General features: G+C 71.7%; 10 protein-coding genes. All 10 read right to left on the bottom strand.

What is annotated here, in order from left to right; all coding sequences use genetic code 11:
* Positions 1-66 precede the first annotated feature (66 nt).
* Positions 67-954 (bottom strand): rhomboid family intramembrane serine protease, encoded by an 888-nt coding sequence (locus tag VF746_22065; GenBank protein ID HEX8695114.1) that lies wholly within the window; start codon positions 952-954, stop codon positions 67-69.
* Positions 955-1,047: 93 nt separating this feature from the next.
* Positions 1,048-2,043 carry a D-alanine--D-alanine ligase gene (locus VF746_22060; GenBank protein HEX8695113.1) on the bottom strand — a complete coding sequence of 332 codons (996 nt, stop codon included), beginning with the start codon at positions 2,041-2,043 and terminating at the stop codon, positions 1,048-1,050.
* Positions 2,044-2,223: 180 nt separating this feature from the next.
* Entirely contained in the window at positions 2,224-3,051 is an 828-nt protein-coding gene (locus tag VF746_22055) for a hypothetical protein (GenBank protein ID HEX8695112.1), read from the bottom strand.
* Positions 3,052-3,340: 289 nt separating this feature from the next.
* On the bottom strand, positions 3,341-5,215 hold the full coding sequence (gene uvrC / locus VF746_22050; GenBank protein HEX8695111.1) for an excinuclease ABC subunit UvrC: 1,875 nt from the start codon (positions 5,213-5,215) through the stop codon (positions 3,341-3,343).
* Between the two features lie 378 nt (positions 5,216-5,593).
* Positions 5,594-10,621 carry a hypothetical protein gene (locus VF746_22045; GenBank protein ID HEX8695110.1) on the bottom strand — a complete coding sequence of 1,676 codons (5,028 nt, stop codon included), beginning with the start codon at positions 10,619-10,621 and terminating at the stop codon, positions 5,594-5,596.
* Between the two features lie 880 nt (positions 10,622-11,501).
* Entirely contained in the window at positions 11,502-12,008 is a 507-nt protein-coding gene (locus tag VF746_22040; protein ID HEX8695109.1) for a hypothetical protein, read from the bottom strand.
* 254 nt (positions 12,009-12,262) lie between these two features.
* Positions 12,263-13,063 carry a DNA repair protein RecO gene (gene recO / locus VF746_22035; protein ID HEX8695108.1) on the bottom strand — a complete coding sequence of 267 codons (801 nt, stop codon included), beginning with the start codon at positions 13,061-13,063 and terminating at the stop codon, positions 12,263-12,265.
* Positions 13,064-13,072: 9 nt separating this feature from the next.
* Positions 13,073-14,083: a hypothetical protein gene (locus tag VF746_22030; GenBank protein ID HEX8695107.1), complete on the bottom strand. Its 1,011-nt coding sequence runs from the start codon at positions 14,081-14,083 to the stop codon at positions 13,073-13,075.
* Positions 14,080-14,604 (bottom strand): bifunctional nuclease family protein, encoded by a 525-nt coding sequence (locus tag VF746_22025; protein HEX8695106.1) that lies wholly within the window; start codon positions 14,602-14,604, stop codon positions 14,080-14,082. Before VF746_22025 ends, VF746_22030 begins: the two co-directional genes overlap by 4 nt.
* 308 nt (positions 14,605-14,912) lie before the next feature.
* A complete protein-coding gene (metK, locus tag VF746_22020; GenBank protein HEX8695105.1) occupies positions 14,913-16,088 on the bottom strand; it encodes a methionine adenosyltransferase in 1,176 nt (391 codons plus the stop codon).
* Between the last annotated feature and the right edge of the window lie 455 nt (positions 16,089-16,543).

The following is a 16,543-nucleotide window of genomic DNA, read 5'->3' as shown; positions in this document are numbered from 1 at the left end:
CGGCAGTCCAGCCCCTCTGCGCTCCCGAGGTCCGAAGAGCTCGCCCAGCCCGGAGGCCGCGGCCGCTCAGTTGGTCCGGTAGCGGCGGCTCACCTCGTCCAGGCGGGCGCGCTCCTCGGGGGTGAGCGAGGAGAGGCCCTGGGCCGAGATCTTGTCCAGGATGCGGTCCACGTCGTCCAGCAGCTCGCGCTCGGCGCGGGCGGAGCGGCGCGCCCCGGCCGCGGCGGCGGGGGGCGGCGGGGCCGGGCGGGCGGCGGCCTCCTCCTTCTTCCCCACCCAAGGCACCAGCGCCCGCGACGGCTTCTTCGGCTTGCGGGCGCGCGCCGGCAGGTCGCCCCACGAGCGCGGCGCCCACGGGCTCTTCAGGTAGGCGAGCGCGGTGAGGAAGCCGCCCAGGTGGGCCAGGTGCGCCACCCCGCTGTCGGGCGAGCCGCCCATCGCGCTGAACATGCTGAAGAACCCCATCGCCAGCACCAGCCACTTGATCCGGATCGGGAAGACGCCGAAGAACAGGATCTCGTCGTCGGGCCAGTACACCGCCCAGGCCATCAGCAGGCCGTTGATGGCCGCCGACGCGCCCACCACGGTGCCGTGGGGGCTGACGAACGAGAAGAGCGCCCCGCCGAGGGCCGCGATCACGTAGAACTTGATGAACTCCCTCCCGCCCCAGCGCTCCTCCAGCCGCGGGCCGAAGAAGAAGAGCGCCATCATGTTGAACAGCCAGTGGAAGACGCCGGCGTGCGCGAACGCGTACGTCAGCGGCGTCCAGGGCCGGGAGAGCACGTGCAGCGGGCTCAGGCCGATCCAGTCGAACACCACGGCCTCGGAGACGCGCGCGAGCGTGAGCACGAGCGTGGCCCCGAAGACGGCCGTGTTGGCGATCAGCAGCCACCGCACCCACTTCGTCACCGTGGAGCGGAAGGGCGAGCCGTAGGAGCTGTCGTAGTAGGGCATGAACCGCTGCAGCAGAGGGCGACGAAGAGGCGGCGCGGGACGCCGGCGCCGCCTCCAGTGCAATCTAACACGGGGCCGCAAGGCCGCGAAGGATTACCCGACGGCGAGCCGCACGATCCGCTCGCACAGCTCCGGGTACTCGATCCCCGCCGCTAACGCCGCCTTCGGCAGCAGGCTGGTGGCGGTCATCCCGGGGAGGGTGTTGGCCTCCAGGCAGAAGAGCTGCTCCTTGGCCAGGATGAAGTCGACGCGGGCGTAGCCGCGCAGCTTGAGCACCTTGAAGGCGCGCAGCGCGTAGGCCTGCATCTGCGCCGTGAGCTCCTCGTCCAGCGGCGCCGGGCAGAAGTACTCGGTCATCCCCGGCGTGTACTTCGACTCGTAGTCGTAGAGCCCCTTCTTGGGGCGGATCTCCACCGGGGGCAGCGCCTGGTCGCCCAGGATCCCCACGGTCAGCTCGCGCCCCCGGGCGTAGCGCTCGATCATCACCTCGCTGTCGTACCGGGCCGCCTCGCGCACGGCCGCCTCCAGGGCGTCGGGCTCCCGGACCACGGTGAGCCCCACGCTGGAGCCCTGCCGCGATGGCTTGACCACGGTGGGGTAGCCGATCAGGTCCTCGATGATGTCGGCGTCGTAGCGGAAGTCCGGCGCGCGCGCCACCCGCCACGGCAGCGTGGGGACCTGGGCGTCGCGCAGCAGGCGCTTGGAGATGTCCTTGTCCATGGCGACGCCCGAGCCCAGCGGCCCGGTGCCCGTGTAGCGCACCCCCATCAGCTCCAGGAGCGCCTGCACGGTGCCGTCCTCCCCCGCCCCGCCGTGCAGCGCCAGGAACGCCACGTCGGCCTGGCGCACCTGCTCCACGTCGGCCAGGGCGATCGGGGCCAGCGCGCCCTCCACGTCGTCCGGCGGGGCGGCGTGGACGCCCTCGGGGAGGAGGTCGCCCTCGCGCTCGGGGGCGACGAACCCGCGCGCCGTGTCCACCGTCCACACCTGGTGCCCGCGCTCGCGCAGCGCCTTCACGATCCCCAGCCCCGACGCGAGCGAGACCTCCCGCTCCGCGCTCGTTCCCCCCATCAGAACGGCGATGTTCATCCCTAACCCCGAAGTGCGTTAGTGCGTGAGTGCGTGAGTGCGTTGGTGGTTGAGTGCGGACGCGCCCACGCACGAAGCGTACGCGGGGGATTTCAAGCGGGAGGGAGAGCGGGCAAGGGGGGACCGGGGCTGCGGACCGCCGCCCGAGGCAGGATCTCCGGCCTCGGGCGCGGCTTCCTTCTATTCGCCCTGGCGCCGCATGCGGAGGGTGGCGTGGTGCGCGGTGTCCTGGGCGGCCTGGAGGGTCCACTCGCCGCACTCGGCGGAGGGCGGCTCCTCGCCGGCGGCCGGCGGGCGGTTCATGCTCTCCTCGGCGAGGCGCTCCGCGGCGGGGCAGGCCCGGCCCAGGATGGTGCGCACGACCGCGTCCGCGAAGCGCCGGTCCTCCAGGCGGAGGCGGACGCGGCCCTCCGCGTCCCGGGCCCGGGCGCTGATGGTGACCGTCGCGCCCGACACGCGCGCCCCGTCGCTCTCCACCTGCAGCTCCCACCCCCACGCGCCGGTGATGGCGATCTGGTTGAGCACGCTGCCTCCCTCGGCCTCCAGGCTCCGGAGGAGCGTGCACTTGAACGCCTCGCAGAACGGCGACGCGGTGAGCTGGTGGAGCGAGTCCACCCCCGCCCCGATCGGCACCGCGAGCGGATCGGGGTACGCGGGACGCTCCGGCCACCGCTTCAGCTTCGACGCCGGCACCCACCCCACCACCGATCCGTTCGTCACCCGGTGCATCCATTCTCCGCCGACCCGGACGCTGTCGAGGAGCAGGACCGTGAAGTCGCCGTAGAGCCGCTCCCGGACCGTGGACGAGTAGCCTTTCTCCCCGTCGTTGCGCCCGTCCTGCGTCTTCAGGATGTCGACGTACCCCTCCTCCCCCTCGATCAGGGTGGCCTTCACCCCGTCCTCCGCCCTCCAGTACTCCTGCGCCTCGGCCAGCTCCTTCCCGTAGCGCGAGTTGGGATCGACCGCGTGCCTCTCCTCCCAGCTCTTCTGCGCTTCTTCATCGGACATGCACGCGGATACGGGTGCGAGCGCGAGGATCGCCATCGCGGCGAATACGGCGGAGTTTTTCATCGGGGAGTTGGGAAGTGGCGGTGGGAACGCGGTGGGAACGGAGTCGCCAAAGCTACGTGATCCGCCGCGCATGTCCAGCGGTCACGTCATTCTGCGGAGGGATCGCTCGGGATCGAGATCCATAACCGAATGTCTCACACGGAGGAAACGGAGTCACGGAGAAACTGCGGGGTTCTCCGTTGACTCCGTGTGAGGCTATTCCGTTGGGATATGCGAAAGAGCCAGGCTACGCCGCCTGCCCGTCCGCGGCCGCCGGGGCGGCGGGGCCGGCGCCGAGCGCCTCCTTCACCTTGCGCGCGAGCGAGGGGCCGAAGCCGGGAAGCGCGGCGATCTCCGCCTCGCTGGCGGCGGCCACGGCGCGCATGCTCCCGAAGCGGTCCAGCAGCGCGCGCTGGCGGGCCGCGCCCACGCCGGGGATGGTGGACAGCTCGGAGCGGATCGTCCGCTTGGTGCGGAGCTTCCGGTTGTAGGTGACGGCGAAGCGGTGCGCCTCGTCGCGCACGCGCTGCAGCAGGCGCAGCGCGGGGCTGCGGCGCGGCAGCCGCACCGGCTCGGAGCGCCCCGGGACGAACACCTCCTCGTCGCGCTTGGCCAGGCTGATCACCGCCTGCTGCGGCATCCCGAGCGCCTCCAGCGCCTTGCGGGCAGCCCCCAGCTGCCCCTTCCCGCCGTCGATCACCACCAGGTCCGGCAGCGACCGCTTCTCCTCGGCGCGGCGCGAGAAGTAGCGCGTCACCACCTCGTGCATCGAGGCGAAGTCGTCGTTGCCCCACTCCCCGCGGATCTTGAAGCGCTTGTACTCGCCCTTGAACGGCTCGCCGTTGTCGAAGAACACCCCCGAGGCCACCACCTCGCTCCCCTGCGTGTGCGAGATGTCGAAGCAGACGATGGTGCGCGGCACCGCAGGCAGCTCCAGCACCTCCTGCAGCTCGTAGAGGGCGTCGGGGGCGCGGCTGGCGGCGGTGCGCTCCACCAGCTTGCGCTCCTCCAGCAGGTGGCGCGCGTTCTGGGCGGCCAGCTCCACCAGCTGCACCTTCTCGCCGCGCTGCGGCACGTGCAGGCGCACCGCGCGCCCCGCGTGCTCGCGCAGCACCTCCTGCAGCACCTCGCGGTCGGCGAAGTCCATGGGGAAGTGCACCGCGGGCGGCACCGACTCCACGTCGCGGATCGCCCGCTCGGTGAAGTGCCGCGTGGCGAAGGCGCCGAACGCGCTCTCGTCGCCCTCGTCGGCCAGGTTCCCCAGGAAGGTGACCTCGCGCCCCAGCAGCTTCCCCTCGCGGATCAAGAGCACCACGCCGCAGGCTTCCACCCCGTCGCGCGCGAAGCCCACCACGTCGCGGTCGGCGCCCGAGACGTCCACCACCCGCTGCCGCCGCTCCAGCGCCTCGAGCTCGGCGATGGCGTCGCGCAGCTCGGCCGCGCGCTCGAAGTTCATCTCCGCGGCCGCGTCCCGCATCTCCCGCTTCAGCCGGTCCGCCACCAGGCGCGTGTGCCCGCCCAGGACCTCCAGGATCTCGTCGATCATCCCCCGGTAGTCCTCCTCGGGCTGGAAGGCCACGCACGGCGCCAGGCAGCGGCCGATGTGGTAGTCCAGGCAGGGGCGCGCCGGGGCCTCGCGCGGCAGGTCGTAGTGGCACGAGCGCACGGTGTAGAGCTTCTTCACCAGCTCCAGCGCGTGGCGCATCCGCCGCACGTCGGTGTACGGCCCGAAGTAGCGCGCCCCGTCCTTCACCAGCCGCCGGGTCACGAAGACGCGGGGGAAGCGCTCCTGGACGGTGACCTTGATGTACGGGTAGGTCTTGTCGTCGCGCAGGTTGATGTTGAAGCGCGGGCGGTGCTCCTTGATCAGGTTGTTCTCCAGGATCAGCGCCTCGGCCTCGCTGGAGACCACGATGGTGTCCACGTCGGCCACGCGCCGCACCATCTCGGCGATGCGCACCCCGTGCTGCTGCCCGCTGGCGAAATAGGAGCGCACCCGGGAGCGCAGCGACTTGGCCTTCCCCACGTACAGGATCTCGCCGCCGGCGTCCTTCATCAGGTAGACGCCGGGGCGGGTAGGGAGGTGCTTCAGCTTGCTCTCGAGCGTGGGGTTCAGCGCCATCGTAAACCGCGGGAGATCCAGGGAAATCGAGGCGTCTGATACACCGGCGGCGCGGTGCGTTCCCCTTCCGGCAGACGATTTCAAAGACTTTGTCTCACGCAGAGTTAGCAGAGTCGGCAGGGTGAACGGATGGGTTCTCCGCTGACTCCGCAGACTCTGCGTGAGTCCTGAAGTTTTTGGACCTCACGCACAGACACGGAGACGCAGAGAAACAGCGTGAAGTTCTCTGTGCCTCTGCGTCTCTGCGTGAGCCAGCATTCAGATCGATACGGAACTCGGTGAGAGCCGGGACGGGTGCTCCGGCGGAGGCGCCGCCCGGCCTGGCTGGCCGGACGGCGCCTCCCTCCGTCACCTGCACGTCACCGCCGCCTCACCGGCTCACGGCTCGTCCGTCTTCGGCTCCTGCGTGGTCGGCTCGGTGGTGGTCTCCCCCGCCGCCGGGTCGATCGCCGGGGCGAGCGCGGGAGCCGGCGCCAGCACCCGGAAGATCCCCCAGCGGCCGTTGTCGAACCCGAACGACGCCTGGTCGCGGAAGAGGTAGTCGCCCGGGACCTGGAAGAGCCCGCCCGCCCCGTTGCGCAGCAGCACGTTGAAGTGAAAGCTGGGCCCCAGCCCCTCCTGCGACCCCTTCCACTCCGAGAGCGAGTTGAAGCCCAGCCGCAGGCTGTTGTTGATCCACGGCAGCTCCTGCCAGATGTGCCCGTGGACCTGGAACGCGCCGTTGCGCTCGTTGCCGCCCGGGCCCAGCACGCGGAAGCGCACCTGCTCGCCCGCGGTGGCCGTGAAGATCGGCGTCCGCGGGTCGGCGCCGACCAGGCGGTTGGCGGTGGCCCGCGAGAAGTTCACCGTGCGGGTGAAGGTGAGCGGGGCGTCGGGCGCGAAGCCGAAGCGGAACCACATCGGCTCGGTCCGGTAGTTGATCCCCTTCTGCCCCGAGTCCTCCGGGTCCTCGGCCTCGGCCACGTTGGGGATCGCCGCGCCGTTGGCGAGCTGCAGGTTGACGGCGCTCTGGAACTGGGTGACGAACTCGCGGAAGGCGGTGCCGTCGGTGAGGAACACCGTGGCGGACGACCGCCTGGGACCCGAGTCGAACTGCCAGGTGGCGCCCGCGGGCTCCACGATCGTCGCCGCCATCAGCCCCTTCACCGGCTGCTTGATCAGGTCGGCCGTGTGCAGGTTGAGCCCCCCGAACTCCACCGCCTGCGCGAACAGCGAGTCGCGCGCGGCGTTGAGGTTGAGGCTCCCCGCGTACCACTGCAGCGTCTGCGCCGCCCCCGGCGCCGTGGTCTGCGTGGGGTTCAGCCCCACGTTGAGCCCGTCGTCGCGGGTGACGTCCACGAAGGCGAGCTGCGGCGAGAGCCCCACGTGGCTCGAGGGGCGCAGCTGGTTCATGTTGAACTGGTCCACGATCATCGGCAGGGTGGTGAACCCGTTGAAGTCGGGGACCGTGGCCGGCAGCTGGTTGCGCAGCGTGATCTGGATGCAGTCGCCGGCGCGGAAGCGCAGCGCCAGCGGCTCGATCGCCACCCCGGACTTGAGGTTGCCCAGCGCGTCCAGGTCGCCCGTGCGCACGTACATGAGCGCCGCCGGGTCGTGCAGCGGCCCGCCGTTGGCCGTGCGGCCGTTGTAGACCAGCGTCCCCGCCGACAGGATGTCGGCCGCGCGCACCGCGGTGACGTCGGCGGTGCGCACCGGGGCGGTGCGCGGGCAGACGCCGTTGAAGTCGGCGATGTTGGCGATCACCAGGTCGGGGCGCGGGTTGTTGGGGAGCGCCAGCAGGTTCGCCTGCGTCGCCCGGTAGGTGCGCAGGATCCCCCACACCCCGTTCCACAGCCCGTCGGTCGCCGTGCTGGCCCGCCACATGTAGTCGGCGGTGGCGGCGAGGGTGTTCTTCGGCATCCGCGGCAGCTCGAACTCGAAGTGCTCGCTGATCCCCATCATCTGGCTGGCCCGGTACCCCGAGTTGGTGAACGACGGCTCGAAGAGCCACTTCACCCCCTGGATGCTGAAGTTGTGGCCCTCCTCGTGCGCCCCCACCAGGATGCGCACCTGCACCTGGTCGCCCTGGTACGCGCGCATGAGCGGGGTGAACGGGTCGCGCGGCTGCACGCCCCCGGTGAGCGCCGGGTAGAAGGTGGGCTGCGTGTTGAGCCGCGTGTCGGCCCGCGTCACGTTCGAGCTGAAGGCGAAGGCCAGGTCGCCCGCCGTCCCCGCCGCCTGCGTGTTGGTGGCCGGGTCGCGCACCCGGAGCGCCACCGGCTCGTTGCGGTAGTTCACCGTGAAGGTGCCCGGGTCGTCGGCCGAGATGATCTCGGGGCACGGCGGCGTGAGCGAGGGGTCGTCGTTGGGGCTCGGGCAGCGGTTGCGCGCGATCGGCGGCCGGAGCAGGAACGGCAGCCCCACCTCGAACTTGCCCGGCGGGTTGACGGCCCGGGCGGGGTCGGGGAAGGTGGTGCCCCCCGCCTGGTACGCCAGCGCGAAGTCCTGGAAGAGCAGGTTGAACTCGCGGTAGCTCTTCGAGGCGTCGGGGGTCAGGATGTCGGCCCGCCAGCTGGTGGGCCCGCCGTCGTGGCGGCTCCCCATGATCACCCCCGTCTCGGGGTTGCGCCACTGCGACCCGCTCGGCTCGGCCACCAGCCCCGCGTACAGCCCGTTCTGCTGGTGCGTGGAGGGGCCGAAGTGGTCGTGGGTGAAGATGGTGCGCAGCGTCCGGTCGACGCCCTGGTTGTTGGGGACGTCGTCGGCGTACCAGCGCTGCACCGTCTCCTGCGCCCCCACCCAGTCGTTGTTGGGCCCCGCCCCGAAGAACGGGTGCGCTTTCGCCACCGGGCAGGTGAAGGTGCCGTCGCGGGTGTCGCCCGAGAGGGCGCCCACGCACCCGTTGAAGCGCCGGATCGCCTCGACGCGCTCGCGCGTCTCCCCCGGACTGAACGAGCCGTCCTCGTAGTTGAAGCCGTTGGCGGCGCCGTCGGAGCTGGTCACGTCGAACTTCACCAGGTGGATGTGCTGCCCGATCACGTCGGTGGGCGTCCTCACCTGGAAGTCGTCCTGCAGGTATTCCTTGGGGATCAGGTTCACCAGCCGGAACTCCACGCAGTCGCGCGAGTTGACGCGCAGGAACATCGGCTCGGGCGCGCGCGTGCCGGCCCGCGTGGGGTTCACGTCGTCCCACAGCGCCGACATGCGGTGCTGCGGGAAGTGCCACCCCGCCTTGTTGAACTTCGTGTCGAGCTGGAAGCTCGCGCCCTTGTAGATCCGCATCTGCGTGGTGTCGGGGGTGCCGTCGGAGCGCACGCACGGGTCGGCGTACGGCGCGCCCGCCACCCGGGGCCGGCCGTTCATCCGCAGGCTGCTGGCGGTGACCGCCAGCGTCACCGGGTCCACCCGGTAGGTGGAGACGTTCAGCAGGTCGTGGAAGTTCATCGCCGCCTGCTCGGTGGCGGTGCCCGCCTCGGGGAGCGCCTGCGCGTTGAGGGTGACGGCCTCCTTGCTGAAGTCGAGGCGGTTGATCGGCGGGAACTCCGACACGCCGCCGCGCACCACGTGCCGCGGCAGCCCGCCGTCGAAGCGGGTGTCGAGCGGCGGCTTGGGCGGCCGGTGCCCCGCCACGCCCGGGATGTAGAACGGGTACCCCGGGTTGTTGGCCACCGCGTTCGGCAGCGGCGCCAGCGGCTCGCCCGGGATCGGCACCACCGCCGGGATCGGCGTCCCCGCCGCGATCTCGCCGTCGGGGAGCGCCCGCGCGCCCGCCACCGGCTTGCCGGCGGCGTCCAGCACGGTGCCGGTCTCCAGCACGTCGTGCGTGCGGAAGAGCGCCCACATCCCCATGGCGAAGTGGGGATAGAAGTGGCAGTGGAAGATGGCGTCGCCCGGCGTCTTGTTGCGGTTCCCCGCCCCGCCCCAGGTGATCTCGTAGGTGTAGCCCGACCCCGGCCCGATCGCCTGGCTGTCCAGGTAGGTCGAGTTGTCGCTGTCGGGCGTATGGATCCACTGGTGGGCGTGCAGGTGGAAGATGTGGTGCTCCTTGGGCCCCGCGTGCACGTTCCTGAACTTGACGTTGTCGTTCATGTACGCGTGGTACACGTTCGACGGGTCCGACGGGAAGAGCGCCCTGGTGGCCTTGGGGCCCGGGTCGGGCGCCCCGTCGCCGTTGGCGTCGCGATTGGCCGGGACGTCCACCACCATGGCCGGATCTCCCACCGCCCACGAGGAGAGGAAGAACTCCTCGAACTTGCAGTCGTTGCAGGCGTGCATCGGCCCCACGCGGAAGCGGTTGGCCAGGATCTCGGCGCCGATCCCGCCGGTGCCGTAGTTGATGGCGAAGGCGTCGCGGCCGCCGTGCAGGGTGAACTCGAGCTTCGGGTCCTCGAACTGCGGGAACGCCTGCACGATCCCGATCTCGTCGTGGAAGACGATGGTGAACTCGCGGAAGGGCCGGGTGCGGTCCGGGTAGACGGCCACGCCCGGGTAGGTCCCCGCCGGGAAGGGCCCCTTGTTGGGCCCGGTGATGATCGCCGTCAGGTCCGAGTGGACGATCTCCAGCCCGTTCAGGATCTTCAGGATCGGCAGCCCCGCGCACCCCCCGCACCCGGTCATGGTGCTGGGATAGGTCGCGTTGTAGTTGATCACCGGCTGCCCGGCCGGCGTCTTGAGCGCCACGCCGTTGGCGTCCTTCGCCGTGGCCAGCTGCAGCTCGGCCGCGGTCAGCTGGCTCCGGTACCACTCCGAATTCCGGGGCTCCACGTTCACCACGCCGAAGAGCCCGCGGGCCAGCGACCCGCCGTCGCCCTCGCCGCCGGTGTTGGCGCCGGTGCTGTAGAGCAGGTAGGCGCCCTCGCGCTCGGCGGTGAAGGTGTAGGTGGCGCGCCCGCCCGGGAGCACGGTGCTGCTGTCGTTCCTTCCCACCCACGAGCCGTCGTCGCGGATGCTGTTGACCAGCTGCATCCCCAGCACGTGCACGCCCGCGTGGCGGGTGACGGGCTGCTCGTCGTCGACGGGCGCGGTCGCCAGCAGGTTCTGGAACTTCACCTGCAGGCAGTCGCCCACGTTCATGCGCAGCACCAGCGGCCGGGGGCGCTTGCCGTCGCGCAGCCGCACGTTGCCGGCGACCAGCCCCGCCGAGCTCTCGGCCACCACGTCGCGCCGGAGCGCGTAGATCATGGCGGCCGGGTCGAAGGCGCCCAGGCGGTTGTAGAAGATCACCTGGTCGAAGGCGACGACGTCCGCGACCAGGGTGCGGGCGCAGGTCTGGGCGGCGGCCGCCGCCGGGAGCAGGGCGGCGAGCCCCGCGGCGAGGGCGCCGAGCCGCAGCCAGGGCGGCGGCCGGCGCCGGGTGGAGGTGGAGCGCCGCGCCCGTCGGGTGGGTCCGCGCGCGGCCAGCGCGGGAAGCAGGGGCTGCCTGGACATCCGGTTCCTCCTGGTGGTGGGTGACCGATCGAGGACCGAACCGCGCCGGTGGAATTGGGGCCGTGGATCACCTCCACGTGCGGGGGGACGAGGCGCCCGGGGGGTTCCGGGCGGGACTCGGACGGCGGGCGGGCCGGCCAGGCCTTTCGCCCACCGTCTGCGGGGTGTGGGTGCGGTCTCCCGCGGGCAAGCGCTCGCGGCACGGGCAGACCGCCAGTTCAACTATTTGGTCCCTAAAAGATCTACGCCGGAACGGGCCGCCCGACGGCTCGATGCCGGAGCGTATCAGCCCCTAACGTGCCATCTTGAAAAATAAAATCTGGTGGATGACCCCTTCGCGTATACTAGGGGCTGACCCGCCGGTCCGGTAGAGAGTCGATGTGTCTCAGCGCAAAAGCGGCCATGCCACTCCGAAAAGGAACGTGACGCGGGGCAGCGCCGCGGTCCCAGGATCCCGGGTATCCGGGGAGTGCGGCCCTGGCGCGCACGGATCGGCCGGTGGCGGATTAGGGGAGGACCGTGGACCGGCGAAGCGGGCCTGGGCGCGGAGCGGCTCCGATCCCCGGGGAAGCGAAACGTGTGCGGAAGTGACGGATAAGGTTGGGATCGCATCCTTTCGCGCGGAGCCGCCCGGCGGCCGCCTCGGATCCGGTCCGCTCCGGAGCAGGCTGGTCCGGACCCTGATCCGGAAAACCTCGGGCCTCCCGCGGAGTCGGCAGCGCCACCAGAGGGGTTCTCCGCTGACTCTGCTGACTCTGCGTGAGAAAAAGTCTTTTGCCGGACTGGGTAGGAGGCCGCGCTCCCGGCGCCGGCGGGTCCCCGTGCGAACCCCGCGCGCCCACAACGAAGAAGCCGGCTCGACGCGATGTCGAACCGGCTTCTAGCCTCCCCGGAAGAACGGGATGGGGAACCGAGGTCGCCTGCGGGGATTGGTGACCAGGATGCGGATGTAGTCCGTCTGCCCGTCCACCACCAGCTCGCAGTAGTACACGCCCGTCGGAACGCGCCTGCCGTTCAGGTCGCGGCCGTCCCACTGGGCCTGCTTCCGGCCCGGCTCGGTGTAGGCGAGGTTGTTGACCAGCACGTTGCGGCCGCGCGGGTGGCCCACGGCCTTCGGGATCGCGACAAGCTGACGAAAGATGTTGACGATTCGGATGGAGACCGTCCGGGACTCTCCATTCTCGAACAGGCTTTCCTCCAGGTAGAACGGGATGAACGTGCCCGGATTGGCGGGGTTCGGGTAGTTCTGCTCCAGCCGGAACCCCCTGGACGGGACCACCGGCTGACCCTGGTTGCTGGAATCCTGCGCCCGTGTGACGGGAGGTGACAGAAACCCGTAGACCACCAGGAGGATGAGCAGAACAGGCGGGGCGCGGAGCATCACCACCTCTCTCTGTTCATACGTTCAAACGCTCGGCGTATCCTCCATGGATGTCGGGATCTCGGGGATGACTGGCGCTGGAGTGTGCAACTTATCCGCACCGTCGCCCGCGGGTCAAGCAAGCGCCGGACGGCCCCGCGGGCACGTCCGGCGGCCGCCCAGTACACCGCACGCGCGCCGAGGATTCACCCGCGCGCGGGCCGCGGCGGCCTCCTCTTCCGGGCTGCCTGTTCCAGGGACACTCCAGGGCGGGCGAGACCCTACCAGGGAAAGGGCCGGGCGTCGCGTTCGTCCTCGTCCTCCTCCTCGTCGTCCTCCTCCCCGCCCACCTGGTCCAGGAAGAGGTCGAGCGAGCGGAAGGGCCGGTCCTGCGAGAGGTGCGTCTCCAGGAAGGCGCGCAGCAGGGCGCGCTGCAGCCCGGGGTTGGCCAGCGGCCGCTCGGGGGCGAAGCCGCGCACCATCCGCGACAGCTCGGCGCGCGAGGCGGCGTCCACCACCCGGCCGGCGGGGCGGCAGCGCAGGCACGCCACGCCTCCCGCCACGGTGTCGAAGCGCACCGGCTCGGCGGGCACCAGCGGGCGCTCGCAGACGATGCAGTGGTCCGTCTGCGGCTCGTAGCCGAGGAGGGAGACGATGGTCCAGGCGCCGGTGAGCGCCGCGGCGGCCGTCTCCCGTTCGTCCGCCGCCGCGATGGCGTCCCAGGCGGCCGAGAGCGTCTCGTAGAGCGCCGGGTGCGGCTCCTCGGTGGAGAAGCGCAGCACCAGCTCGGCCAGGAGCGAGGCGCCGGCGAAGGCGGCCAGGCTGGCCCCCAGCCCCTGCCGGCTGCGGATCAGGTCGAAGCCCGAGAGGGTGTGCAGGTCGCGCCCCTCCCTGGCGTAGAAGGTGGCGCTCCCCTCGGTGAACGGCTCCAGCACCCCGCCGTAGCGGCTCTTCGGCCGGAGCGCCCCCTTGGCGATCACCGAGCGCAGGCCCAGGTCCCACGTGTACAGGCGCAGGATCTTGCTCGTCTCGCTGTACGGGAACGCCTGCAGCACCAGCGCCCGCGTGGTGACCAGCGCCACGGCCGCTCCCTACCCCGCCGCCGCGCGCCGCCGCCGCGCGATCCACGCCGCCACGGCCGCGGCGGCGCCGGCCAGGGCCGCGGCGGCCAGCCACCGGCCCGCGCGCGGGCCGCCGCCGCCGTCCGCCCAGTCCAGCCCGATGCGGGTGCCGGGGCGCACCCCGTAGGCGTCGTAGCGGACGAAGCGCGCGCCCTCGGCCGCCATCGGCGCGCCCGAGAGGATGCCGGTGACCTTCACCCGCGGCCCGGGCTCGCGGATGAAGAGGAAGAAGGTGTCGGCGGGCTGCGCGAACACCACCTCGGTGCGCCGCACGGAGGGGGGCAGGCGGTAGCGGAAGGCGAGCTCCCGGTCCCCCGGCCGGAGCGGCTCGGTGAACCACACGCGGCCGCCCACGTGCGCCAGCCCGGGGTTGGCCGGGGAGGGGCCCCCGCCCTCCGGACTCGCCTCGAACGCCGTGGCGCCGGCCGGGAGGGCGAGCCCCACCAGCGGCCGGGGGTCGGCCAGCAGCGTGCGGCGGGCCAGGTTGCGCACGCGCAGCACCTCGGTGGCCTGCCACCCCCCGCCCTCCTCGGGCGCGAGGAGGAGGTCGCGGCGGGAGACGCGCACCGACTCGGCGGCCGCGGGCGACGAGGTGGTGTCGTGGACGGCGATCTCGTAGCCGGCGGGCGGCGCGCCCGGCCGCAGCGCCGGGCCGAAGTAGCGCACCCCGCCCGCGGCGGCCGTGGCGAAGAGGAGGGTGAAGCCGGCCGCCGTGTCCACCGGGGGGAGCGGGAGCGCGAAGGCGCCGCCCGGCCCCGACGTCGCGCGGGCCACCACGCCGCCGGAGTCGGCCGTCACCCGGTGCAGCTCCACGGGCGCGCCCGGCACGCCCTCGCCGTCCTTCGTGACCCGGCCGCGGAGGAACGACTGCGCCGCCGCTCCGGCCGGGGCGGCGGCGCACGCGAGGGCGCAGAAGAGCGGGAGCGCCAGGCGGGCCGCGGCGGAGCGCGTCGGCCCGCGCGCCTGCGGGCGGAGGCTCACGGGTTGAAGCGGCCCAGGTCTTCGGGGTTCAGCTTGCGCAGGTGCTCCTTCAGCTCCTCGGCGCTCATGCCGAGCGAGGGCCCCTCGCCGCCGCCCGTCTCGGGGGCGTCGGGGTCGGGCGAGGTGATCTCGAAGGCGGCCACCGTCAGCAGGTCGTCGCCCGCGTACAGGTCGGCGCGCGTGCGCAGCGCGATGGCGATGGAGTCCGAGGGCCGGGCGTCGATGGTGAACACCTCGTCGCCGCGCTGGATCACCAGCTCGGCGTAGTAGGTGTTGTCCTGCACGCGCGTGATGAGCACGCGGGTGAGGATGCCGCCCAGGCCGCGGATGATGGAGGGGAAGAGGTCGTGCGTGAGCGGGCGGGCGAACTTCATCCCCGCCAGCTCCATGGCGATGGCGCTGGCCTCCGCCGGCCCGATCCAGATCGGGAGGACGCGCTCGCCCTCCTCCTCCTGGAGGATCACCACCGGCGACTTCGTGTTCTGGTCGAGCCCCAGGCTCTGCACCCGTACCTTGATCATCTCACCCGCTCGCGGGCCGAAAAATCGGTGGATGGCGCCCGGCCGGGTCTTCCGCCGTTGCCACCCACCGCAGCGTACCATCCCCTTCCCGGCATACTTCGGGCCGGACCCGAAGCTCCGCCGGTCGGCCCCCGGGAGATACGGACGCCGGTCGGCTCCGGATCTCCGCGGGAGGCCCTCACCCGGCGCCGCTACCGCGTCGCCACCCTCTCCCAACTTCGGGAGGGTACTTCACGGGGATCGGCGCGGGAGCCGGCCGCCGGCGCGTGGCTCCGCCCGGCTGTCCCCTGTTCCCTGTCCCCCGCCGTTCAGGCCCCGGCCGCCGTCCGCAGGTCGTCCACCCGCGCCGTCTCCTCCCAGGGGAAGAGCTTCACCTGCTGGCCGTTGCCGCCCATCTCGCAGCGGCGCCCGAAGTGGCCGTAGGCGGCGGTGGGGCGGTAGATCGGGTTCCTCAGGCCCAGCGCGTCGATGATGGCGCGCGGGGTGAAGTCGAACACCTCGCGCAGCGCCCGCTCGATCCTCTCCTCGTCCACCTGCGCGGTGCCGAAGGTGTCCACCCGCACCGAGACCGGCTGGGCGACGCCGATCGCGTAGGCCAGCTGGATCTCGCAGCGGCCCGCCAGCCCCGCCGCCACCACGTGCTTGGCCGCCCAGCGCGCCGCGTACGCCGCCGAGCGGTCGACCTTGGTGGGGTCCTTGCCGCTGAAGGCGCCGCCGCCGTGGCGGCCCATCCCGCCGTAGGTGTCGACGATGATCTTGCGCCCGGTGAGCCCCGCGTCGCCGTGCGGGCCGCCGATCACGAAGCGCCCGGTGGGGTTCACGTGGATGGTGCAGCGCTCGCGGTCGAAGAGCTCCGCCGGGAGCACGGGCGTGAGCACGTGCTCCACCACCTCCTCGCGGATCTGCTCCTGGGTGGCCTCGGGGTCGTGCTGGGTGGAGACGACCACGGTGTCGATGCGCACCGGGCGGTCGTCCTCGTACTCCACCGACACCTGCGTCTTTCCGTCGGGGCGCAGCCACTCGATCTTCCCCGTCTTGCGCACGTGCGCCAGCCGCTCGGCCAGGCGGTGCGCCAGCAGGATCGGGGTGGGCATCAGCGCGTCGTTCTCGTCGGTCGCGTAGCCGAACATCATCCCCTGGTCGCCCGCGCCGCCGGTGTCCACCCCCATGGCGATGTCGGGCGACTGCTGGTCGATGGTGGTCATCACCGCGCAGGTGTGGCCGTCGATCCCGTACGCCGCGTCGGTGTAGCCGATCGCCTTGAGGGTGCCCCGCACGATGGCCGGGATGTCGACGTAGGTGCGGGTGCTGATCTCGCCGGCCACCACGGCCACGCCCGTGGTCACCAGCGTCTCGCAGGCCACGCGGCCCGCGGGGTCGGCCTCCAGGATGGCGTCGAGGACGGCGTCGGAGATCTGGTCGGCGATCTTGTCGGGGTGCCCCTCGGTGACCGACTCCGAGGTGAAGAGCTGGCGGTGCGCCACGGAAATGCCTCTGTCGAAATGACCTGGGACGATTGGGAGCGGGGGAATGTACCGACTCGGGGCGGGACGGACAAGCGTGGGAAGGTCGGGCGTGCAGAGGGTGCTGCTACGAGCTCGCCTCCCGGCGCTGTCATCCTGAGGAGCCGCCGCGCGGGACCGTCGGAATGAGCGGATGCCGTGCGGCGACGAAGGATCTGCGGGTCGGGTCCGAGCGTGAGGCCGGCTGACGCGTGATCCCCGCCCGCAGATCCTTCGGGCGCACAACCTCTTGCGCGGAAACGACCTTCAGCGCATGCGCCCTGAGCTCGACTTTAGCCATTCGTTGACTCTGTTTATCTTTACCTCCGGTGCCCCCACCAGCACCGGAGGTACAGATGCAGTTCGTCACCTCGGAGTTGTCGGGGCTCTTTGCGGCGTTCGCACCTCTATTCACCCAGCCGACCTTTCAGCACGCG

The sequence above is a fragment of the Longimicrobium sp. genome (assembly GCA_036389795.1).
Classification (GTDB): Bacteria; Gemmatimonadota; Gemmatimonadetes; order Longimicrobiales; family Longimicrobiaceae; genus Longimicrobium.
Note: the sequence above shows the minus strand (reverse complement) of the source record. Positions and strands in the feature narration are given on the sequence as shown.